Origin of the sequence: Streptomyces echinoruber (assembly GCF_014651135.1) — a bacterium.
Classification (GTDB): Bacteria; Actinomycetota; Actinomycetes; order Streptomycetales; family Streptomycetaceae; genus Streptomyces; species Streptomyces echinoruber.
The window spans coordinates 1-22441 of sequence record NZ_BMWH01000049.1 but is presented as its reverse complement, the minus strand read 5'-3'; the positions used below and the strand labels follow the sequence as shown (position 1 = coordinate 22441).

Here is a 22441-nt window from a genome sequence, read left to right as displayed (position 1 = left end):
CGCCACGAGAGCGCTCTCAGGAAACCGGTCTGCCGCCGAACAGTTGCACCTGCACACGGAAGGCCCCCCACATGACACCCCGCCACCAGCGCGACCTCAGCCGCCGCAAGCTCCTCTTCGCCCTCTCGGGAGCGGCGGTGGCCATACCGGCCGCTGCCGTGATCGCCCCGCACGCCCTGGCGGGCACCACGCAGCAGAAGACCTCGGCCGCCTCCGGCGGGCTCCCGCTGACGATCGTGAACAACAGCGGTTCCTTCGGCAACGCCTCCGTCCACGTCTACATCGTGGGCAACCAGGACGGCCGGCAGGTGCGGGTCACCCCCGACGGGAACCTGGCGCCGATCGCGCTGTCGGACAACGGTGCCGACGGCTTCACCGACTACGCGATCTCCCTCTCCGGCAGCGGCGAGACCCGGCTCACGCTGCCGTACATGTCGGGCCGCATCTACGTCTCGCTCGGGCAGAAGCTGAAGTTCAAGGCCGTCGCCGACGGCAACGGCAACCCGGCCCTGCAGTACCCGGCCGGCTGGGTGAAGTCGGACCCCAACTACGGGATCCTGCACGACTGCGCCGAGTTCACGTACAACGCCTCCGGCATGTTCTGCAACACCACGATGGTCGACATGTTCAGCGTGCCGATGAGCATCCGGCTCACCGGCGCCCAGGACCAGACCACGGGCACCCTGCGCGACGGCGGCCGGGCCTCGGTGTTCTCCGCGCTGAAGCAGATCGACGCCTTCGCGCCGCTGGTGGTGGACGACACCCGGGTCATCGCGCCCGGGCACGGGCTGGACGCGGGCCTGTTCGCGAAGAACTACTTCGACTCGTACATCGACCAGGTGTGGAGCACCTACGCCGGCAAGGACCTCAAGGTCACCACCGACGCGGGCACCTTCACCGGCCGGGTCCGCGACGGCCGGCTCACCTTCGACGGCCCCGCCCAGGTCTCCTTCGCCAAGCCCTCCACGCGGGACGTGCTGTTCTGCGACGGCGCCCTCGCCGCGCCGAACGACGGCAAGACCGGCCCGGTCGCCGCCGTCCTGGGCGCCGCCTTCAACCGCTCCACGCTGCTGTCCCACGCCGCGCAGCCGGTGACCGACGCGTCCGCCTTCTACCAGGGCGACCTCACCAACCACTACTCCCGCGCGATCCACGCGGCCACGCAGGACGGCAAGGCGTACGGGTTCGCCTTCGACGACGTGTCGAACTTCGCCTCCTACATCCAGGACAACGCGCCCAAGGAGATCCGCCTGACGCTCACGCCGTTCTAGGCGCGACGGCCACCGCACGGCCCCCGCACGGCCACCGCCGGACCCGGCCGACGTGCGGGACGTCGGCCGGCGTAGCAGCGTGGTGCTGTGGGAAAGCCGTACGCCCCCTGGCGGCGCCGGGACGGGGACCGGCGGGGCTGGCTGCGGGGTGCGCCGCCGCCCCGCTGGGTGCGGGTGCTGCCCGTGGCCCTGGTGGCCGGGGTGGCGGTGGCGGAGCTGACCGACGGGCCGCTCGACATCGGCTTCCTGCTGGGCGCCGTCCCGCCGCTGGCCGTCCTGGCGTACGGGCCGCTGGTCACCGCGCTGCTCGGCAGCGCGGTGATCACGGTGCTGACCGTCCCGGCGTTCCGGCTCGACCGCCCCGGCAACACCGACCTGCTGACGCTGAGCTTCCTGGTCGCGCTCAGCGCGTTCGTGTCGTTCGTGCGCAGCCGCCGCGACGAGCAGCTCGGCCTGGAACGCACGGTGGCCGAGGCCGTGCAGCGCGCCGTCGTCCCGCCGGTGCCGCGGCGGGTGGGGGCGGTGCGCTGCGCGGGCCTGTACCGGGCGGCGCAGCGCGGCACGCTCGTCGGGGGCGACTTCTTCGACGTGCGGGAGGGCCCGTACGGGGTGCGGGCGGTCCTGGGGGACGTGCAGGGGCACGGGCTGGCGGCGGTGGCGACGGTGGTGTCGCTGCTGGGTGCCTTCCGGGAGGCGGTGCTCGACCTGGCGGACCTGGGGGCCGTCGCCGGGCGGCTGGACCGGCGGCTGGCGACGGACGCGCAGGATGTGCGGTACCGGGAGCTGTTCGCGACGGCGGTGCTGCTGGAGTTCTCCGCGGACGGCCGGACGGCGCGGATGCTCACGTGCGGGCATCCGCCGCCGGTGCTGCTGCGCGGCGGCACGGCCGTGGAGCTGGAGCTGGAGCCCTGCCCGCCGCTGGGGCTCGGCCTGTTCGGCGCCGCCGGGCCGCCGGACGGGGCCACCGTGCGCCTGGACGGCCGGGACGTACTGCTCCTGGCCTCCGACGGCGTCACCGAGGCCCGCGACGCCACCGGCGCCTTCTACCCGCTCGTCGAGCGGCTGCCCGCGCTCGCCCGCGACGGCGATCCGGCCGTGCTCGCCGAGCGGGTGTGGGCCGACCTGGTGCGCTACTGCGGCGGCGCGCGGGACGACGTGACGATGCTCGTGCTGCGGCCGGCGGAGCGTCGCTGACCGCGAGCCGGTCCCGTTCGCGCCCCCGCCGCCGCGCCGGCGGGCGCGTGCCGCCCGGCCCCGGCGCGGCGGGCCCCGCGTCCCCCGGCCGCGCCGCAGAGCTTGGCGTAACGGGTGCGGTCCGTGGGCGGTCCCGGCGCTCGGAGGGCTGAGAGGAGAAAGAAGGGAGAAAGAAGGGAGGAAGCGGGAGGAAGAAAGGGGGAGGGAAGGAAGGAGGAGGAAGACGGAGAGGGAGGCAAGGGGGAGCGGAACGGCCGAAACGTACGGTCGGATCGTCGGCATTCTCAAGACCCGGCCGCAGGATCGACTGCCGCCGCGCGCGGTTCACGCATCGGGTCGTGCGGGGCGGCTCGGAGGTGTTCGTTGACCGGTTCCGCGCACAGGGTCCGCCCCTGCGTCGCCGTCGCCGGGCCCGGGCGGGCCACGGAGGCGGAGGCGGAGCTGGCCCGGGAGGTGGGTGCGCTGCTGGCGCGGCGTGGTGCGGTGGTGGTGTGCGGCGGGCTGGGCGGGGTGATGGCGGCCTGCGCCGAGGGGGCGGCGGCGGAGGGCGGTGTGGTGGTGGGTCTGCTGCCGGGGCGGGACCGGGCGGCCGGCAACCGCCACCTGACGGTGGCCGTGGCGACCGGTCTGGGCGAGCTGCGCAACGGCGTCCTGGTCACCACCTGCGACGCGCTGATCGCGGTGGGCGGGAGCTGGGGCACGCTCAGCGAGATCGCGCTCGCCCTGCGGGCGGGCAGGCCGGTGGCCCTGCTGCGCGGCTGGCCCCTGGACGGCGCCGGGTTCGCCGACGAGGCCCATCGGCCGGTCGTGGTGTCCACGCCGGCCGAGGCCGTGGCGGCGGTGCTGGGCCCCGGCTGAGCCGGGGACCCTCACGCCACGAGGGAGATCTCCCCCGTGTCGTGCGGCGCGGCGGTCACGGGCGCGGCGGCGAGCGGCACGCACGCGGTGCCCAGCAGCGGCAGGGCGGCGGGGACGGTGCGGCGGTCGCCCACGGCCGCGGGGAGGGCGGGGGTCGCGGGGGCCGGGCGGAAGATGCCGTGGCGTGCCCGCAGGGCGGCACCGGCGCCGATCGCCCCGGCGACGAGGAGACCGCCGAGCACCAGGGCGCCGCGGGCACCCGCCGCCTCCATGAGCAGACCCAGCAGCGGCGGCCCGACCAGGCTCCAGCCGGTGCTGAGGCTGCGCCACACGCCGAGGACGCGGCCGCGCAGGTGCGGCGGCGGGTCGGTCTGCAGGACCGTGGTGCCGGCGGTGTCGGAGACGGACTCCACGACGGCCATCGGGGCGACCAGGAGGAGCAGCACCCACAGCCGGGGCGACAGGCCGGCGGCGGCCTGCAGCAGCGCGCCGGCCGCGGCGAGGGCGCCGACGAGCCGCACCGAGGGGGCGCGCAGGCGTCCGGCGAGGACTGCTCCGGCCAGGCCGCCGACGGCCAGCACGGTGGACACGGTGCCGAAGGCGCCGGCGCCGCCGCCCAGCGGGCCGGCGACGAGCACGGCCAGGGTCAGGCCGTAGTTGCGGCCGAAGACGCTGCTGAGCGCGGTGATGCCGGCGAGGGCCACCAGGCGCGGGCGGCGCAGGAAGAAGGCGAGCCCGTCCCGGCTGCCGGTGCCCCGGCGGAGCCGGCCGGCGGGAGCCGCGGACGGCTCCGGGTGCGCCGGGTGCGGGCGCAGGAAGGGAATGACCGCGGCGACGGCCAGGAACGACAGGCCGTTGGCGGCGTACGCGGCGGCGGGCCCCCACAGGCCGACGACGACGCCCGCCAGCGCGGTGCCGCCCACCCGGCCGGCGCCGCTCACCACGGAGCCGAGGGCGATCGAGGAGGGCACGTCGCGGGCGGGGACCAGGTCGTTGCCGAGCAGGGCGCAGGCCGGCGCGTCGACGGTGGCAATCAGGCCGGTGACGACCGCGAGCGCCAGCAGCATCGGCACGGTGAGCAGGTCGCAGGCGATCAGCCCGGCGGTGGTGAAGGCGACCAGGGCCAGCAGGGCCTGGCCGGCGGTGGCGGTCAGGCGGCGCGGCCAGGCGTCGACCGCGGCACCGCCGGCCAGGCCGAGCAGCAGTCCGGGCGCGGCCTGCGCGGACAGCGACAGGCCGGTCGCGGCGGCGGAGCCGGTCAGGTGCAGCACCAGCAGGTTCTGCGCGGTCAGCTGCATCCAGGTGCCCGCGTTGGACACCAGGTTGGCCGCCGACCACCAGCGCATGCCCCGGTGGCGCAGGGCCCGCCACGGGGCGCGGTCCCCGCCCTCGGGCCCGGCCCGGTCGGGGCGGTGGGGCGACGACGGCGCGGTGCGCCGCCGGGCGGCCGCGGGCAGGGCTGAGCAGGGCAGGGAGGATGAGGGCACGGTGAAACGCTTCGGGAGAGTCCGGAGAGGTGGAACCGCCGTGCCGGGGCAGGCCGCTCGGCGGTGAGACGTCGTCCGGCACAGCGGTTGCCCATCATCACAGACGTCGCAGGACGCTCCATGCGCGCACCGGGCCCCGTACGTCACCGCATGCCCCAACTACGGCACTGCGCGCGGGAGTCGGGGACGCGGTGGTCTTGCTCACAGGCACCGGGGCCCGGTGGTCCGGCGCCCGGTGACGCGGCCTTTCCGGTGGCGGATCTCACACAACGCGGGGCTCGCCGGGGGCACTTGCGGAGAAACCGGCCGCGCCCGGCGTACGGCGCCGTGACGGGCGCGCGCGGGACCGGTCCCCCGCTCCGGTCCCGCCCGCCGGCCGACCCGGCCGCCCCGGCCGCCCCGGCCACCCCGGCCACCCCGGCCGCCCGCGGAGGGTGCGGAGGGTCCCCCCCGGTGCCGGTGCCGGTGGACCGAACCCCAGGGGCGCGGCAGGGGTGTCCGGTATCGCGTCGGTGCACACCGCGGGGCCGCGCGGGCTCACCCGTGCACAGGTCGGTCCGAATGGCCCGTGTTCACCCGGCGCCGGCGGGCGGGGTGAAGTCCCCGGTGCCGAGGGGTGCGGCAGGCGGGACGGGCGGGCCGGAGTCCCGGATGCCGGCGGGCAGGGCGGGCGGGTCCAAGTCGCCGGCGGCCAGGTGGGCGAGGACCGACCTCGTACAGGTCGCCACCGCCGGCGAGCAGGCGGCGTTCGAGGACGGGCTCGGCGCGGCGGACGTGCTCGCGCACGGTCTGCGCGTGGACGCCGAGGAGCCGCGCGGCGCGTTCGGCGTTGCCGTCGGCGATGATCCAGGCCCGCAGGGTGGCCCGCAGGTCGCGCGGACCGGCCGTCAGCCGGTCCAGCAACTGCCGTGCTCACACGCGCATCCCTTCGCCCGCGAGCAGCCCGGCGAGGTCCGTCGCGGTGCCGGACCCGGCACCGGTGCCAGTGCCGCCCGTCTCCTCCTCCAGCGCCGCCTCGGCGTTGAGGGCGAGGTGGACGGCGGCCCGGACGGTAAGGGCGGACAGGTCGGCCCGCAGCAGCGCGGCCACGCGGTCCATGCGGGCCCGCACGGTGTTGCGGCTGACGCCGAGGACCCTGGCGGCGTTGACGGCGGTGAACTCCAGGCCGAGCCGGGTGGTGGCGAGCAGTTCGGCACGCGTGTGGTGCGGCAGGCCGTCGAGCGGGCGCAGCAGGCGGGCCGTGAAGCCGTACAGCGCGGCCGGGGTCCAGCAGTTGCTCGGGCCGGGTGCGCTCGGCGTGCAGGGCCGCGCCGTCGGGCCGGAAGCGGGCCACCGCCAGGGCGCCGACGGCCTGCCCGTAGGCCGTGGCGGTCCGGGCGAGGCCGTCCCGGGCGCTGCCGCCGAGGTAGGTGCCGGGGCGCTCGCGGACCAGGGCGCGCAGCCGTTCACCCACCGCACGGCCGGGCGCGAGGACGATCACGTGCGCGTCGACGGCCGGGCAGCGCACGACGAGCGCCTGCCCCGCGGTGGCGGCCAGGCACTCCTCGGCGAGCCGGTCGCGGTCCTCCCGGCGGCTCTCCAGGACGTAGCGGCGGGCGCTGTCCGTGTCGAGCAGGCCGGGCCACAGCCCGGCGGCGACCCGGCGGGCGGAGACGGTGTCCTCCACCATGAGCACCATGAGCAGGTGCAGGATCGCCAGCCGCAGATCCGCCGTGGCCTGCGCGAGGTGCCGCGCGGCGGCGGTGGTCCGCCGGGCGGTGAGCAGCAGGTCGACCACTCCGGCGGTGCGGGCGACCAGGTCGGCGGTGTCCCGGTCGAAGGGGGCGGCGCGGGCCACGGCGAGCACCGCCGCGGGACCGGGGTGGGCGGGGCCGACCGCGAACAGGCGCAGGTGGCGTCCCGCGGTCTCCAGCACGGCGGAGGCGACCCGGCGGGCGGCGACGTCCGCGACCGGGTCCGCGTCCGGCGGGAGGGGCGGGCCGGCCGGCAGGGGGCCGTCGGTGTCGCGCAGGGACACCGACGCGTCGGCGGCGTCGGCCGGCCACGCGACGACCCGGCGGACGTCGCGCCCGGCCGGGAGCAGGTGGTCGAGGAGTTCCTCGGCCCACGGCGCCGCACCGGCGCCGGTACGGCGGTGCGGCGCCCTGCGGTCGTCGGGCCGCACGCCGTTCGCGGTGGCGGCCCCGGTGTCCCGGCCGGCCATGTCGTGCCTCTCCCCTTCCTCACGGTTCCCGCGTCCCTCGCGGTCCCCGCGGTTCCCCGCGTCGCCGCGGCTGCCGCGGTCGTCCGGTCGGCGACGTTACCCCAGGGGTGCCGGGCGGGGAGACGGCCGGAACGCGAGGCTCCGCCGGCCGCTCCCGGGGGGACGGAGCAGCCGGCGGAGCCGAGGGGGCGCCCGGGGCCGGGGGAAGTCCCCGGGCGGTCGCTGCTCTGCTGCCCCGGTTCGCGGGATGTACTCCTGCCGCCGGTGCTCCGACGGCCGCTCCGGCCACCGCGCGGACGTCCGGCATAAGCTCGGCGGATGGCGAAGTACTACGACGTGCACCCCGACAACCCGCAGTCCCGCAGCATCGGCCAGATCGCCGACAGCGTGCGCGAGGGCGCGCTCATCGCGTATCCGACGGACTCCTGCTACGCCCTCGGCTGCCGCCTGGGCAACAAGGACGGCATCGACCGGATCCGGACCATCCGCCGCCTGGACGAGCGGCACCACTTCACGCTCGTGTGCCAGGACTTCGCGCAACTCGGCCAGTTCGTGCGGATCGACAACGACGTCTTCCGCGCCATCAAGGCCTCCACGCCCGGCAGTTACACCTTCATCCTGCCCGCGACGCGGGAGGTGCCTCGGATGCTGCAGCACCCGAGGAAGAAGACCGTCGGCGTGCGCATCCCCGACCACGTCGTCACCCAGGCGCTGCTGGCGGAGCTCGGGGAGCCGCTGCTGTCGAGCACGCTGCTGCTGCCCGGCGAGGAGGAGCCGATGACGCAGGGCTGGGAGATCAAGGACCGCCTCGACCACGTGCTGGACGTGGTGGTCGACTCCGGCGACTGCGGCACCGTGCCGACGACGGTCGTCGACTTCTCCTCCGGGGAGGCGGAGATCGTGCGGCGCGGGGCGGGCGACACCGCGCGCTTCGAGTAGGCCGGCGGGCGGAGCCCCCCTGGCGGGAGGCGCCGGCGGGACGCACGGGAGAACGGGCCCGCCGGCGGGACGCGCCGGGCGGGGTGCCCGCGGAACGCGCCGAGCGGAACGCGCCGAGCGGAACGTGCCGAGCGGAACGCGTCGGACGGGCCGCACAAGGCGGGACGCATCGGCCGGGGCGCCCGCAGGACGAGCGGCTTCACGTGTCACCATGATCCCGTGGCGGCCCGGCCGACGCCCACGTCCCTTCCGGGTCCGCCGGCCGCCGCGGACCGTCGCCACGAGCGCAGAAAGGCAGCTGAGGCCATGACCGCCGTACAGGGCACAGCCGTGGACGTCCCCACCGAGGACGGCGTCGCCGACGCCTACCTCGCCCACCCCGGTGACGACCGCCCTCATCCGGCCGTTCTGCTCTGCATGGACGCCTTCGGGCTGCGTCCCGGGCTGAGGGCGATGGCCGACCGGCTGGCCGGGCACGGCTACACGGTGCTGGTGCCGAACCTCTTCCACCGCCACGGCCGGGCCCCGGTCGTCGAACTGCCGGAATTCATCGACGCCGGCTCGCGCGGGCCGGTGTTCGAGAAACTGCTCCCGCTGATCCGCGAGTTGACGCCGCGGCTCGCGGCGCGTGACACCGGCGCCTACCTGCGGTGGCTGGCCGACTGCCCGCAGGCCGCCGACGGGCCGGTGGGCGTCGTCGGCTACTGCATGGGCGCCCGCGTCGCCCTGGTGGCCGCCGGCCACCACCCGGAGCGGGTCGCGGCCGTGGCCGGATTCCATGGCGGGCACCTGGCCACCGACGCCCCGGACAGCCCGCACCGGGTCGCCGACCGGGTGCGGGCCGAGGTGTACTTCGGTCACGCGGACCACGACCCCTCAATGGACGCCGAGCAGCAGCGGCGCCTTGAGGAGGCGCTCACCGCGGCGGGCGTCCGCCACCGCTGCGAGGTGTACGAGGGCGCGCGGCACGGCTACACGCAGGCCGACACCACGGAGTACGACAAGGAGGCCGACGAGCGGCACTGGGCGGCGCTGCTGGACCTGCTGGAGCGCACCCTCCCGCAGGGCGGCTGACGAGCGGCCGGCAGGGTGCGGCCGGGCGTTCCCGGCCGCACCGCCCCGCGTCCGCCCTCAGGCGGTGCGGCCGCGCTGCTCCGCCGCCACCGGCAACCGGGCCCGGGAGCTCGACCCGCCGGTGGAGAACGAGGTCGTCATCCCCCTCACCTGACCCCCGTTCAGGCCCGCGAGGAGCAGCCGGGCCCCGCTCCCCCGCCCGCTGCGCACGCCCGGCCTCCTCTTCCCTGCGGCCCGTCCGGCCCGTCCGGCCCGGCGGACCCGCCACGGCCGGCGGAGGACCGGCCGCCGCCGGCGTCCTCTCCGGCGGCCGCCGTCCTGACGGATCGTCACCAGCGGCCGGGCGCGCTGCCGGTGATCGCCCGCGACGGCCGGCCGTCGACTCCGGCCGGCACGTCCCCGGCGAGCATCACCCGGTGCATGACACGCGGGCGGCCGAGGTGGGCGGTGTCGTTCGGGGCGAGGTGGATGGTGGCGCGGTTGTCCCAGAAGGCGACGCTGCCCGGCTCCCAGCGGAAACGGACGGTGTACTCGGGGCGGACCGCCTGCTCCAGCAGCATGTCCAGGACGGCCCGGCTCTCGGGCCGGGACAGGCCGGTGATCTGCTCGACGTAGTAGCCGTTGACGAACAGCACCCGCTCCCCCGTCTCCGGGTGGACCCGCACCAGCGGGTGCTCGGTGGCGGTCTGGTGGTCCAGCAGGTGGCGGACGTAGGCGTCGTCGCCGGGGCGGGGCTGGTAGCCGACGCCGAGCCGGTGCTCGGCGCGCAGACCGTCGACGAAGGCGCGCACCGGTGCGGACAGGCCGGCGTAGGCGGCGGCCAGATTGGACCAGGTGGTGTCGCCGCCGTAGGGCGGGACGGTCTCGGCGCGCAGGATCGTCGCGGCGGGCGGGTCGACGCGGGCGCCGTGGTCGCAGTGCCAGCCGCGCAGCAGCGTGTGCCGGCGTCGCCGCAGCCACTCGTCGTGGTCCATGCCGAACCGCCCGCCCAGCTCCAGCCGGTCCGCGGTGGTCTCGATCTCCGGCACGTCCGGCGGGGAGGCGCCGCCGCGCCGCGGCAGCACCACCGGCTCGCCGAAGCGCCGGGCGAACGCCACGTGCCCGGCGTGGTCGAGGCGCTGCCCGCGGAAGAACACCACCTTCCAGCGCAGCAGGGCCGCCCGGATCGCCGCGACCTGCGCGTCGCTCGGCCCGGCGGCCAGGTCGACGCCGGTGATCTCGGTACCGATGTGCCCGGCGACCGGGTGCACCTCGATCCCCGCGGCCCGCCACGCCGCCGCGTCTTTGTCCCTTTTATCCCTGTCCGCCGTGTCCCTGTCCGCCGTGTCCCTGTCCGCCGTGTCCCTGTCCGCCGTGTCCCTGTCCGCCGTGGTCATGTGCGCTCCCCTGCTCGTCTGCTCGTCGGTGTCGGGTGCGGGTCCGGGTGCCGTGCCGCCGGGCTCCCGCAGGGATCGTGGCAGTGATCGGCCCGGTCGGCGACAGTGCCCGCGGACCGTGGGCGCGGGCAGGTGCTCCGCCCGTCAGAGCGCTCCGTCCGGCAAGGTGCCTCGTCCGGCAAAGGGTGGCGCCGGGGCTAGCGCACCGGTGGGGTCAGGGACTGCTCCGCCCAGATCGTCTTGCCGCTCGCGGTCTGGCGGCTGCCCCAGCGCTGGGTGAGCTGGGCGACCAGCATCAGGCCGCGCCCGCCCTCGTCGAAGGCGTGGGCGCGCCGCAGGTGCGGGGAGGTGGAGCTGCCGTCGGACACCTCGCAGATGAGGGTCCGGTCGCGGATGAGCCGGAGCTGGATGGGCGGGGCGCCGTAGCGGATGGCGTTGGTGACCAGTTCGCTGACCACGAGTTCGGTGACGAAGGCGGTCTCCTCCAGCTCCCAGGCGGCCAGCTGCTCGATGACGGCCTGCCGGGTCGCGGCCACCTCGGCGGGGTCCGGCAGGACGTCCCAGGTGGCGACGCGGTCGGCGCCCAGCGCACGGGTGCGGGCCAGGAGCAGGGCGACGTCGTCGCCGGGGTTCTCGGGCAGCACCGCCTTCAGGACGGTGTCGGCGAGGGCCTCCAGACTGCCCACGCGTGCGCCCAGGGCGCGGCAGAACTCGGCGGTGCTGTGGTCCACGTCCCGGTCGCGGTCCTCGACCAGGCCGTCGGTGTACAGGGCGACCACCGAGCCCTCCGGCAGCCGCAGCTCCGTCGCCTCGAACGGCAGGCCGCCGACGCCGAGCGGCGGCCCGGCGGTCATCTCCACGAGCCGGACGGTGCCGTCCGGCAGCACCAGCGCCGGTGCCGGGTGGCCGGCGGCGGCCAGGTCGAGGCGGCGGGAGACGGGGTCGTACACGGCGTACAGGCAGGTCGCGCCCAGTTCGCCCACGTCGTCGCCGACCGTGTCGGTGAGGTGCGTGACCAGGTCGTCGAGGTGGGTGAGGAGCTCGTCGGGCGGCAGGTCCACGTCGGCGAGGGCGCGCACGGCGGTCCGCAGTCGGCCCATCGTCGCCGAGGACGGGATGCCGTGCCCGACGACGTCGCCGACGACGAGGGCGACCCGGCTGCCGGCGAGCGGGATGACGTCGAACCAGTCGCCGCCGATGCCCGCCAGCGACCCGCACGGCAGGTAGCGGTGGGCGACCTCGACGGCGGCCTGCCCGGGCAGCCCGCGCGGCAGCAGGCTGTGCTGCAGGGCGAGCGCGGTGGAGCGCTCGCGGCAGAAGCGGCGGGCGTTGTCGATGCACACGGCGGCGCGGCTGGCCAGCTCCTCGGCGAGGACGGCGTCGTCCTCGGCGTACGGCTCCGGGGAGCCCATGCGTACGCCGACGGCCACGCCGAGCGTGGTGCCGCGGGCCCGCAGCGGCACCGCCAGCATCGAGTGGGCGCCCTCCCGGTAGGGCCGTCCGGCCGGGCCGCGGGAGTTGCGCTCGGCCACCCACCGGCCGAACTCCGGGTCGTCGGTCCCGCTGAGCACCGCGCGGCCCGCGCGCAGGGCGCGGGCGGGCGGCGAGGAGGGCGGGTAGAAGTCCTTCTCGCCCAGAGGCACGGCCGCCTCGGGCGTGCCCTCGGTGCGGGAGCCGTGAGCGACGCGGCGCAGCTCGACGTGGTCGGCGTCCTCGCCGAGCGACACGGGCGGTTCCTCGGTGCCGAGCACCCAGTCGAGCAGGTCGACGCTGGCGAAGTCGGCGAACCGGGGCACCATCAGCTCGATCAGTTCCTCGGCGGTGTGCACCACGTCCAGCGTGGTGCCGATGGTCGCGGCGGCCTCGTTGAGCAGGGCCAGCCGTGCGCGGGCCCAGAACTGCTCGGTGCTGTCGAACGCCGCGAGGGCCACGCCGACCAGGCCGTCGGCGCCGTCACGCACGGGCCACATCTCGATGTTCCAGGCGTGCTCCCGGTTCCCGGCGGGGGCGCGGGAGAAACTCTCGTAGTGGACGGGGCGGCCCGTCTCGGCGACCTGGCGCAGGTGGTGGAGGAAGCCGGAGCTGTGTTCGGCCTCCTCCACGGTGTCGGGGTAGTACCGGCCGATCAGTTCCGTCTGCGAGACGCCCAGCACCCGGCAGGCCGCGTCGTTGAGGCGCAGGTAGCGATGCCGGGTGTCGAACACCGACATCGACATCGACGCCTGCTGGAAGGCCCGCCCCGCCAGGGTCTGCTCGGGGCCCTCCGGCCCCTCGGCCGCCACCACGAACCCGGTCCGCCCGCCGTCCGCACCCAGCAGGTCGTACGCCCGCACGAACAGCGACACCGGGTGGCCGTCCCGGTGCCGGACCAGCACCGCTCCGGCCCGGGCGGTGACCGCCCCGGCCGGAGCCTCCTCCGCGAGGAACTCGGCCACGGCACGTCCCACGACCTCCTCGGCCGCGTATCCCGTGAGCCTGCGGGCACCCTCGCTCCACCCCGCCACGACTCCCTTCGCGTCGAGGATCGCCGTGGCGACGACTTGTTCCATACGCCCCAGCATCGCCGGTTTGCCGCACCGCATCAAGCGTGGCGACATCCGGACGTCACCGGGAGTCCGCAGCGGGACGTCACCGGGAGTCCGCAGCGGGCGGGCCGCACCCGGGAGCGGGATCCCCGCGCGGGTCCGCCCGCGGGCGCGCGCCCCGCCCGCCGCCCTCGCGGCGGGGGCGGGGCCCGGTGCCGGGACCGGGCCCCGTGCGGGCGCGGCGCGCAGAGCCCGGCGCCGGCACCGGCGGTGCGTGCGGAGGGGGTCAGGTCTGGTGGGCGACCAGGGCCATCATGCCCGTCCCGGCGCCGGCGGCGTTCTTGCCCTCGGCCGGCGCCACCAGGAGGAAGACGCCGGTGTCCAGGGCGGCCAGGGCGTCGTGACGCTCGCCCGTGCCGATCAGCAGGGCGTCGGTCCGCCGGTGGTGGACGGGGAAGCCGTCGGTGCGGGTGACGGTGAGCCGGTGGCCGCCGGAGGCGACGCGGCGGGCGGTGTCGCCGCCGGCGTTGATCAGGCGCAGCCGGATCCGCCTGCCGGGCCGGTCGCGGAAGACCTGCGGGCCGGCTGCGACGCGGCTGTCGATCAGGCGGTGGGGTCGATCAGGCGGTGGGGTACGTCACGTCGCCGGCGTCGCCTCCGGGCAGCCGGCCTCGGGCGCCCGCGGGCATGAACCGCAGCCCGTGCCGCCGCCGGCCGGAACGCCGCCGGCCGGCGGGCGTCAGCCGGCGCCGCCGGGTTCCGCCTGGTCGCGCAGGAAATTGCTCACCTGGTGGGCGAGGCTGCCCGGCCCGGCGCCCGGCAGCGCTCCCGTGCCGACGCCCTCGGCCAGTCCGATGCCGCCCGCCCACAGCCGGCGGTCGGTCCACTCCTCGTCGACCCGCAGCTGGACCTGGACGTCCACCTGGGACAGCGCGGCCTCGGGGCCCGCGGCGTACAGCACGGCGGTGGCGCGGCGCAGCGGGTAGACGTCGTAGCCCTCGATGAACTGGGAGTTGCGCCAGTCGACGAACGCGCTCTCCCCGTCCGGGCCGATCCGCACGTCGAGCTGGCCGTCCTCGAGGTGGATGCCGTAGCGGCGGGAGCCGCGGTTCTCGACGGTGACGCGGAGGCGGAAATACGTCAGGCCCTCGGCGGCCTCGTCACGTCCGCGCGGCGGCTCGGCGAGCTCGAGCCGGTGGACACGGACCCGCAGACCGGCATGCTCGTCGTACTCCTGCCAGTCCCCGACCACGTTCGGCTCGTACACAGTGCACCCTCTCGACCTCTCGACGCTGCTTCCTATCCGTGCGCTCAGCGCACTGTCAAATGGGCGCCATGTGCTGTGGCCAGGGATTTCCCGGCCTTGATCGGTGATCAAGCCGTGCGCTGGAGGAATCCGCCGCGGCGGTGCGGCACGGCTGCGGCGGGCGTGCCGCACATCACGTCCGCAACCGGGTGGCGGGGTCGGTTTTCGGTCAGTCGGCGGGCGAGCCGGCCCAGCAGTGCGCAGGCGGCGGTGGCGCCGGGCCGAGGACCACGGCGGCCGCGACGCCGAGCAGCGGCAGCGGGTTCCAGGTCGGTGAGACGCCCAGCAGGGCGGAGATGACGATGGCGACGGCGGCCGCCGCCCGCGCCACGCGGGCGGCGCGCTCGCGGCGCGGCACGTCGCAGACACGGGCGACGAGGGTGACGTTCTCCCGGCCGGTCGGGGCGGCGTCGGCGGACAGTTGCCGCGGCACATGGCCGAGCGGGCGCCGCGCCGTCGTCCGGTCGCGGTCGGCGACGTGCCCGAAGGCGCGCGCCGTGCCGGGCGGGACGGGCAGCGGCGTGGTGATGCGGCGGATCGCGGTGGTCTCGCCGGCGCCGCCGGGGCCGGGCAGCCCGACCACCTCGCCCTCGCGCTCGCGCGCCGTCGGGTCGAGGCCGTGGACGGCACGGGTGCCGCCGACGGTGTGGACGAACCGGGCGCAGGTGACGGCGTCCGCCGGGGCGGGAGCGGCCCGGTCCGGTGGGTCACGGCGTCTCGGTCTCCTCGTGCAGGTTCTCCGCCAGCCTGCGCAGGGCCGGTACGGCGGCGCGCAGGGCCGCGCGGTCGGCGTCGTCGAGGCGGGCGACGTGCCGCCGGACGAGTTCGGCGCGTCGCTCGTGCCAGTCGCGCAGCCGGGTCTCGGCCGCGGGAGTCAGCAGCAGGCGCGCGGCCCGCCGGTCGGCGGGGTGCCTCTCCCGGACCAGGTAGCCGTCCCGGACCAGGTGGTTGACCAGCGTCGAGACGGAGTTGCCCGCCAGGTACAGCTCGCGGGCGGCCTCCGACACGCCGATGCCGGGCCGTGCCTCGACCAGGCGCAGCAGCTCCACCTCGGCACCGCGCAACCGCGGTACGGCGAGGCCGGCGCGCAGTCGGCGGCGGAGGAGCCGCTGCACTCCGACGAGGGCGTCGGCCAGCTCTTCGGGGAAGGTCTCCTGCTCCATGCGGCGCTCCATGCGACGAGATTACCTCTGTTGCAGAGGTATGACCCCGAGGGGTGGCCGAGGCCGCCCGAGACGATCCGGCGGCCCTCAAAGCGGTCCAGGCGGTCCAGCGGGCGCTCGCGGCCGCCCGGAGACGGCCGTGGCCGCCCCGAACCCGGGGTCCGGGCCGCGTACCCGCCCCCGGGTGCGTACGCACCGGGCACCGCCGATTTCTCTCCGTGACCCACTCCGGCGCTAATTCAAGGAAGCCGTCCTGTCAAATGGAGAATCACCCGGTCGCTCGCCTCCGACGTATTCACGGAATTGTTTTGGAATGAGACTCATCGGGAATGGGCAATTCAGTGCTTCGGACAGGAGGCACGTCCGTGGGAGCCGTTCCGCCGGGGCCCCGGGCCGCCTCCGCCCGGTCCGCGCCCTCGCCTCCCACCGGGTCCGTCCATCCAGCACCTGCTGAGGGAGGCGCACACGATGCGTACCACCGGCAGAACCCCTCACCCGCACGACGACGCCCCCGACACCGCGGCGGCCTTCGAGCGCCTGGCCGAGCTGCCGGACGGCCCGGAGCGCACCGCCCTGCGGGACGAACTGGTCCGGCTCTGGCTGCCGATGGCCGAGCGGATCGCGGTTCGCTTCCGCGGCCGCGGCGAGGCCCTGGAGGACCTCTACCAGGTGGCCGCCCTCGGCCTGGTCAAGGCGGTCGACCACTTCGACCCCGCGCGCGGCCGCGCCTTCGAGGCGTACGCCGTGCCGACGATCACCGGCGAGATCAAACGCCACTTCCGCGACCACATGTGGACCCTGCACGTCCCGCGCCGGGTCCAGGACCTGCGCAACCGCGTGCGGCGCGCGGTCAAGGAACTGGCCCAGGCGGCGCCGGGCCGCACCCCCACGGTCGCCGAGATCGCCCGGCAGGCGCACCTGACGGAGGCCGAGGTGCGCACCGGCATGGAGGCCCTGGAGTGCTTCACGGCACTGTCCCTGGAGGCCGAGATGCCGGGCACGGACGGGTACGCGCTCGCGGACGCGCTCGGCGAGTTCGATTCGCGCTACGACGTCGTCGTGGACCGGGTGGCCGTCAAGCCCTGCCTGCAGGCACTGCCGGAACGCGAGCGCGTCATTCTCTACCTGCGGTTCTTCCAGGGCATGACGCAGAGCAGGATCGCCCAGCAGCTGGGCATCTCGCAGATGCACGTCTCCCGGCTGCTCAGCGGCTGCTTCGAGCAGATCCGCGAGGAGCTGCTCACCGAGGCCATTGAGGCCCACTGAGATCCACTGAGGCCGTGCCGCCCGCCACCCGCCGGCCTCCCGGCCCGGCCTCCCGGCCCGGCCTCCGGCACGAACCGTCCCGGCACGACGCCGCCCCGCCCACCCGGCGGGACCGCTCCGGCACGGCCGCCGGGGGCGCGGGAGCCGGACACGGCCGCTCCGGGACACGAAAAGCACGCTCTTCGGGGGGATGAAAGCACACCGCCGCCGGATTGCCCGGCCGGGGCGTCGCGCGGCGGCCGCCGCTAGCGCGGCGAGCCCGGAATCTGGGCCGGGCCGTGCCGGTCGAGGGCGTCCTCCAGTTCGGCACGGATTTTCTCGGGCATTTCCCCGGTGCGCCCCCACAGAAGAATCATCTCCGCGACATTGCGCAGTTTGATATTCAAGTGCTGGGAGACGTCCTTGAGGATCAGCCAGCCCTCGTCCGGCGAGACGCGGCCCAGGGCGACCACCATGCCGATCGCCTGGTCCACGACGGCGTGCGAGGTGACGGCCTCCTTCAGCTGACTGATCTCCTGCTGCAGCTGGAAGATGCGGTTCGCCTCGTCGGCGTTGCCGTTCGATACGCGTGCCACCTCTCCATCGTGGGTACCCCGGCCGGTGTCCGCCACCGGGGCGGGAGCGCCCGACCGGGTGACAGCACGCGGTTCCGGCCACGCCGCGCGGGTACTCGACGCGCGCCCCGGAGTGCGCCGGCGGGACACTGGGGCGGGCCGGCGACCGCCGGCCGACGAGACGGGACGCGACTGCCATGAACCACGACACGACACTCCGCGGCGACGTGACGGGCGCCGTCTCCACGCACTCGGTGTTCGGCGCCCCTTGCTGGGTGAGCCTCACCAGCCGCGATCTGCAGGTGACCGAGGACTTCTACCAGGCGGTGCTGGGCTGGGAGTGGCGCGCGGCCAGGCTCGGGGAGCGGTTCCGGATCGCGGTCGCCGACGGGGCGCCGGTCGCGGGCATCGCCGCGGTGGCGTCGGTGTGGCAGATGGCGGTCGCCTGGACGCCGTACTTCGCCGTGCCCAGCGCGGACGAGGCGGTGGCGCGGGTGCAGGAGCGCGGCGGCACGGTGGCGGTCGGGCCGCTGTCCTTCCCGCCCGGCCGGGCGGCGCTGCTCGCCGACCGGGACGGGGCGTCGTTCGGCATCTGGGAGGGGGCGCTCTTCAGCGACTGGGAGACCTGGCGGCGGGCCGCCCCCGCCTTCATCCGGCTGCACACCCGGGACGCCTTCGACGCGGCCATCTTCTACGGCGAGGTGCTCGAGTGGGCCTCCTCGCGGCCCGGCTGCTGCGAGGTCGGCTACGAGGGGGAGGAGGTGGTGCTGCGCAGCCGCGGCGAGGTCGTCGCCCGGATCGAGTCCGGCGCCCTCGAAGCCGCCCCGGACCCCGCCATCCGCCCCCACTGGCAGGTCCACTTCCGCGTCCCCGACGTCGCCGCCTGCGCCCGCGCCGCCGAGCTGAACGGCGGCGGCGTCCTGCACCAGGGCACCACCGAGGCGGTGCTGCGCGACCCGGACGGCGCACAGTTCACGGTGACCTCCCGCAAGGAGCGGTGACACGCCGCCCGAAGGGATGACACACCGCCCGAAGCAGTGACGCACCGCCCGAAGCAGTGACACGCCGCCCGAAGCGGCGCCTTCCCGGTCAGCCGCGGTGGCGGTGGGACGCCGGCCCGCCCCGGGCGGTGGAGAACCGGCCGTGCGCGTCCCGCGGCCGGTCCGCGCGGGCCGCCCGGCCGCGCGCTTCGGCGCCCGCGCCCTGTCCCCGGCGGGCCGCCGAGGCGCGGCGGTGGTGTTGCGCGGTGCGGGGTGGGCGGGACAGCAGGACGAGGCTGCGGGGCGCGACGGTGAGCACGGTGTCCGCCTTGTGCTCGGACTCGCCCGGGCCGCCCCGGGGCGCGGCGGTGTCGACGAGGGTCGTCCAGCGCTCGCCGTAGGTCTCGTCGGGCAGGTGGAAGTCGACGGGTTCCCAGTAGCCGTTGAGCAGCAGCAGGAAGGAGTCGTCGACGACGGCGCGGCCCTGCGGGTCGGGTTCGGCGATGGCGTCGCCGTTCAGGAACGCGGCGACGGAGTGCGCGTCGGGGCGCAGCCAGTCCTCCTCGGTCATCTCCCGGCCCTCCGGTGCCAGCCACACCAGGTCCGGAAGCGGCTGGTCCTGGCGCGTCACGGTCTCGCCGCGAAAGAAGCGGCGGCGGCGCAGCACCGGGTGGGCGGCGCGCAGCGCGATGACGTGCCGGGTGAAGTCGAGCAGGTCGCGCTGCTCGTCGGTCAGGTCCCAGTCCACCCAGGAGATCTCGTTGTCCTGGCAGTAGGCGTTGTTGTTGCCGCGCTGGGTGCGGCCGATCTCGTCGCCGTGCAGGAGCATCGGGATGCCCTGCGACAGCAGCAGCGTGGCGAGGAGGTTGCGCTGCTGGCGGGCGCGCAGCTCCAAAACCGCCGGGTCGTCGGTGTCGCCCTCGGCCCCGCAGTTCCAGGACCGGTTGTGGCTCTCGCCGTCGCGGTTGTCCTCGCCGTTGGCCTCGTTGTGCTTGTCGTTGTACGACACGAGGTCGCGCAGGGTGAAACCGTCGTGCGCGGTGACGAAGTTGACGCTGGCGCGCGGCCGGCGCCGGCGGTGGGCGTAGATGTCGGACGATCCCGTCAGCCGGGAGGCGAACTCGCCGAGGGTGTGCTCCTCGCCGCGCCAGAAGTCCCGTACGGCGTCGCGGTACCTGCCGTTCCACTCCGACCACAGCGGCGGGAAGTTGCCCACCTGGTAGCCGCCCTCGCCGAGGTCCCACGGCTCGGCGATCAGCTTGACGCGGCTGATGACGGGGTCCTGCTGGATGAGGTCGAAGAACGCCGACAGCCGGTCCACCTCGTGGAACTGCCGCGCCAGCGTGGCCGCGAGGTCGAAGCGGAAGCCGTCGACGTGCATCTCGGTGACCCAGTACCGCAGCGAGTCCATGATCAGTTGCAGCACGTACGGGTGCCGCATCAGCAGCGAGTTCCCGGTGCCCGTCGTGTCGTAGTAGTGCGCCCAGTCGCCGTCGACGAGGCGGTAGTAGGAGGCGTTGTCGATGCCGCGGAAGGACAGGGTGGGGCCCTTCTCGTTGCCCTCGGCGGTGTGGTTGTACACCACGTCGAGGATGACCTCGAGCCCGGCCGCGTGCAGCGCCTTGACCATCGACTTGAACTCGGTGACCTGCTGTCCGCGGCTGCCGTGCGCGGCGTAGCCGTTGTGCGGGGCGAAGAAGCCGATGGTGTTGTAGCCCCAGTAGTTGGACAGGCCCCTGCCCTGCAGCACCCCGTCGTGCACGAACTGGTGCACCGGCATCAGCTCGATCGCCGTCACGCCGAGCGAGGTGAGGTGGTCGAGCACCGCCGGGTGCGCCAGGCCCGCGTAGGTGCCGCGCAGTTCGGGCGGTACGTCGGGGTGGGTGCGGGTGAGGCCCTTGACGTGCGCCTCGTAGATGACGGTGTCCGCGTACGGCCGCCGGGGCGGGCGGTCGTCGCCCCAGTCGAAGGAGGGGTCGGTGACCACGCCGAGCATGCCGTGCCCGGCGCTGTCGGCGGGGGACGGGCCGTGCGGCGACCGCTCGTAGAGGGAGGCGTGGTCGTCGATCTGCCCCTCCACCGCGCGGGCGTAGGGGTCGAGGAGCAGCTTCCGCGGGTTGCAGCGGTGGCCGAGCGCCGGCTGCCAGGGGCCGTGCACGCGGTAGCCGTAGCGCCGGCCGGGGCCGACGCCGGGCAGGTAGCCGTGCCACACGAAGCCGTCGACCTCGGTGAGCGGGACGGTCACCGCCCGGCCGGCGTCGTCGACCAGAACCAGCTCGACGTGCTCGGCGACCTCGCTGAACAGGGCGAAGTTGGTGCCCTGCCCGTCGTAGGCGGCTCCCAGCGGGTAGGGGTACCCGCCCCAGACGGGTACCCCGGTGCGCGTGCCGTGGCCGCGCGCCGTCACCGGGCCTGCTCCAGCAGCGCCTCGGCGGTATCGGCGCGCAGCAGGCTCTCGGCGCCGTCGGCCGGGCCCGCCAGCGCGGCGACGGGCAGTTCGCGGGGCGTCTGCAGGCCCTCGCGCAGCGTCGGGGCGGGCGCCTTGGGCACCAGCGGGACCCGCTGGCCGGCCCGGGCGCGCTGCGAGAACCAGATGATCTTGCTGCCGGTCTCGGAGGCGCAGCAGCCCCAGCCGTGGCTCATGGCCGCGATCCGGGCCAGGCAGCCGCGCAGGTCCTGGTCGGGGCGCAGCGCGTGGTCGTTCCCCCCGACGGCGGTGATGAGGTGCTGCCCGCTCCACCACAGTTCGATGGAGGTCCGCTTGTCCGTGGCGTGCTCGTCGATGGCCCTGAGCAGCATCTCCGCGCCGCGGCAGACGGGCTCGACGAGATCCTCCAGATTCCAGTACCTCAGGTGCGCGGCCAGAATGCGCCCGACCTGTCCGACCCGTTCCGGGCTGACTTCCACGTCGAGGTGGTAGTAGCAGGGCACTGCGGTCTTCATCGTCGTTGGCTCCTCACCGGCGAGGCTCCCGCCGCTCCGGCCCGGCGGGCCGGACCCCGAACGCTCAGCGTGAGCACTGCTTGCCTCTGAGTCACCTCCACAGTGCGGGCGCTACGCCATTCGTGCAACACGAACCCCGGAACCGACCCGGCCGGCCCAATGATTGAAGATCCAACAAGACGCGTTGTCATCACCCGTGCACCATGTGTGAAAGCCTCGCGTGCCGTCACGGGAGCCGTGCCGCTGGTGCACGGTCCCCGGCCCGACCGTCGGGAGACGTGCCGTCGAGAGCCCCGAAAGGTGAAGGGCGCCATGCTGCTACCCGCCAAAGCCGAAGTCGCCCGGCAACTGCGGCGCTACCGGGCGTGGGAACGGGTCATGCTCGCCTCGCCGACCGATCCGGCGGCGCGGGCCACCTTCGAGGACTCCGGTTACACGCTGTGCGTACTGATGGGGAAACGCTGCGCCCGCGAGGCCGCGGACGCCGCCGAGCGCTACCTGCGCACCAGCGTGCTCGCCTACCTGCGGGAGCAGAGCGGGCTCCCCCAACCGGGTGAACCCGGACGACGGCGTCCGGGCGAGGTCCGTCCGGGCGAGGTCCCGGGGCGGCGGCCCGCCGACCCGCTGCGGCGCACCCGTCCGCGGGCGGTGTCGGACCAGCCGTCCCCCGCGGGGACCTAGGCCTTGGCAACAGCAGGTACACGATCCGAGCCGGGCCCGGGGGGCCCGGCTTCGAGCACGGTGGAGGTGAGACCCATGAGTTCTGCTCCGGCCGTCGGCCGCATCCCGGTACGGGAGGTGCGGCCGGCCGTGGAGTGCGGCAGGCGCCCCGCGAAGGCGGTCGCGGGAGAGACGTTCCAGGTCACCGCCACCGTGTTCCGCGAGGGCCACGACGCCGTCGGTGCCAACGTGGTCCTGCGCGATCCGCAGGGCCGTCCGGGCCCCTGGACCCCGATGCGCGAGCTGGCGCCCGGCACCGACCGCTGGGGCGCCTGGGTCACGCCCACCGCGGAAGGCCGCTGGAGCTACCACGTCGAGGCTTGGAGCGACCCGGTCGCCACCTGGCGGCACACCGCGTGTGTCAAGGTGCCGGCCGGCATCGACACGGGCCTGGTGCTGGAGGAGGGGGCCGCGCTGTACGAGCGGGCCGCCGCGCAGGTGCCCGACCAGGACGCCCAGGACGTGCTGCTCGCGGCCGCGGAGACGCTGCGGGACGACACGCTGCCGGTCGCGACCCGGCTGGCGGGGGCGTTGACGCCGGAGGTGGACGGGGTGCTGGCGCGATATCCGCTGCGGGAGCTG

At 75.4% G+C, this 22441-nt stretch carries 18 protein-coding genes and 2 pseudogenes; 9 read left to right on the top strand and 11 right to left on the bottom strand.

Annotated elements, in window-relative coordinates; genetic code table 11:
• Positions 1-71: 71 nt before the first annotated feature.
• The 3 genes from IE225_RS31610 (at position 72) to IE225_RS31600 (ending at position 3323) form a co-directional block, all read left to right on the top strand.
• The gene (locus IE225_RS31610) at positions 72-1271 is read left to right on the top strand and encodes a glycoside hydrolase family 64 protein (RefSeq protein WP_190061101.1); all 1200 of its coding nucleotides are present in this window, start codon (positions 72-74) and stop codon (positions 1269-1271) included.
• 87 nt (positions 1272-1358) lie between these two features.
• Complete coding sequence (locus tag IE225_RS31605; RefSeq protein WP_190061100.1) at positions 1359-2465, top strand: PP2C family protein-serine/threonine phosphatase; 1107 nt, start codon at positions 1359-1361, stop codon at positions 2463-2465.
• A 363-nt stretch (positions 2466-2828) separates the two neighbouring features.
• Positions 2829-3323: a TIGR00725 family protein gene (locus IE225_RS31600; RefSeq protein WP_190061099.1), complete on the top strand. Its 495-nt coding sequence runs from the start codon at positions 2829-2831 to the stop codon at positions 3321-3323.
• 11 nt (positions 3324-3334) lie between these two features.
• On the opposite strand, the gene IE225_RS31595 is transcribed toward IE225_RS31600, so the two are convergent.
• A complete protein-coding gene (locus tag IE225_RS31595; RefSeq protein ID WP_229880191.1) occupies positions 3335-4669 on the bottom strand; it encodes an MFS transporter in 1335 nt (444 codons plus the stop codon).
• Positions 4670-5382: 713 nt separating this feature from the next.
• Positions 5383-7013: pseudogene (locus tag IE225_RS31590) on the bottom strand (helix-turn-helix domain-containing protein).
• Between the two features lie 318 nt (positions 7014-7331).
• Here IE225_RS31590 and IE225_RS31585 point away from each other — a divergent pair.
• On the top strand, positions 7332-7952 hold the full coding sequence (locus IE225_RS31585; protein WP_190061098.1) for an L-threonylcarbamoyladenylate synthase: 621 nt from the start codon (positions 7332-7334) through the stop codon (positions 7950-7952).
• 306 nt (positions 7953-8258) lie between these two features.
• The gene (locus tag IE225_RS31580; RefSeq protein WP_190061097.1) at positions 8259-9026 is read left to right on the top strand and encodes a dienelactone hydrolase family protein; all 768 of its coding nucleotides are present in this window, start codon (positions 8259-8261) and stop codon (positions 9024-9026) included.
• 329 nt (positions 9027-9355) lie between these two features.
• On the opposite strand, the gene IE225_RS31575 is transcribed toward IE225_RS31580, so the two are convergent.
• The 6 genes and pseudogenes from IE225_RS31575 to IE225_RS31550 all read right to left on the bottom strand — a co-directional run bounded on the left by IE225_RS31575 (position 9356) and on the right by IE225_RS31550 (position 15396).
• Positions 9356-10402, bottom strand: a complete 1047-nt coding sequence (locus tag IE225_RS31575) for a TauD/TfdA dioxygenase family protein (RefSeq protein ID WP_190061096.1) — start codon at positions 10400-10402, stop codon at positions 9356-9358.
• A 197-nt stretch (positions 10403-10599) separates the two neighbouring features.
• The gene (locus IE225_RS31570; RefSeq protein ID WP_190061095.1) at positions 10600-12951 is read right to left on the bottom strand and encodes a SpoIIE family protein phosphatase; all 2352 of its coding nucleotides are present in this window, start codon (positions 12949-12951) and stop codon (positions 10600-10602) included.
• A gap of 307 nt (positions 12952-13258) precedes the next feature.
• Positions 13259-13616 (bottom strand): annotated as a pseudogene (locus tag IE225_RS34260) (cupredoxin domain-containing protein); the annotation flags it as partial.
• 50 nt (positions 13617-13666) lie between these two features.
• Positions 13667-14194 carry a hypothetical protein gene (locus tag IE225_RS31560; protein WP_190061094.1) on the bottom strand — a complete coding sequence of 176 codons (528 nt, stop codon included), beginning with the start codon at positions 14192-14194 and terminating at the stop codon, positions 13667-13669.
• Positions 14195-14402: 208 nt separating this feature from the next.
• Complete coding sequence (locus IE225_RS31555) at positions 14403-14816, bottom strand: P-loop NTPase family protein (protein ID WP_190061093.1); 414 nt, start codon at positions 14814-14816, stop codon at positions 14403-14405.
• A 124-nt stretch (positions 14817-14940) separates the two neighbouring features.
• Positions 14941-15396: a MarR family winged helix-turn-helix transcriptional regulator gene (locus IE225_RS31550; protein WP_190061110.1), complete on the bottom strand. Its 456-nt coding sequence runs from the start codon at positions 15394-15396 to the stop codon at positions 14941-14943.
• Positions 15397-15864: 468 nt separating this feature from the next.
• Between IE225_RS31550 and IE225_RS31545 the strand changes: the two genes are divergently transcribed.
• Complete coding sequence (locus tag IE225_RS31545) at positions 15865-16662, top strand: SigB/SigF/SigG family RNA polymerase sigma factor (RefSeq protein ID WP_190061092.1); 798 nt, start codon at positions 15865-15867, stop codon at positions 16660-16662.
• A 245-nt stretch (positions 16663-16907) separates the two neighbouring features.
• Here IE225_RS31545 and IE225_RS31540 read toward each other — a convergent pair whose 3' ends face one another.
• A complete protein-coding gene (locus tag IE225_RS31540; protein WP_190061091.1) occupies positions 16908-17237 on the bottom strand; it encodes an ANTAR domain-containing protein in 330 nt (109 codons plus the stop codon).
• A 176-nt stretch (positions 17238-17413) separates the two neighbouring features.
• Here IE225_RS31540 and IE225_RS31535 point away from each other — a divergent pair, with 176 nt between their 5' ends.
• Positions 17414-18217 (top strand): VOC family protein, encoded by an 804-nt coding sequence (locus IE225_RS31535; protein WP_190061090.1) that lies wholly within the window; start codon positions 17414-17416, stop codon positions 18215-18217.
• A gap of 88 nt (positions 18218-18305) precedes the next feature.
• Here the strand turns inward: IE225_RS31535 and glgX are convergent, their stop codons facing one another.
• Together glgX and IE225_RS31525 are read right to left on the bottom strand one after the other, a co-directional pair.
• Positions 18306-20603: a glycogen debranching protein GlgX gene (gene glgX / locus IE225_RS31530; RefSeq protein WP_190061089.1), complete on the bottom strand. Its 2298-nt coding sequence runs from the start codon at positions 20601-20603 to the stop codon at positions 18306-18308.
• Positions 20600-21139 (bottom strand): pep a2, encoded by a 540-nt coding sequence (locus IE225_RS31525; RefSeq protein ID WP_190061088.1) that lies wholly within the window; start codon positions 21137-21139, stop codon positions 20600-20602. The genes glgX and IE225_RS31525 overlap by 4 nt, the downstream gene beginning before the upstream one ends.
• A 312-nt stretch (positions 21140-21451) precedes the next feature.
• Between IE225_RS31525 and IE225_RS31520 the strand changes: the two genes are divergently transcribed.
• On the top strand, positions 21452-21820 hold the full coding sequence (locus IE225_RS31520) for a DUF5133 domain-containing protein (protein ID WP_190061087.1): 369 nt from the start codon (positions 21452-21454) through the stop codon (positions 21818-21820).
• A gap of 75 nt (positions 21821-21895) precedes the next feature.
• Positions 21896-22441, top strand: a 546-nt coding sequence (locus tag IE225_RS31515) for a maltotransferase domain-containing protein (RefSeq protein WP_190061086.1), incomplete at its 3' end; no start/stop codon positions are given.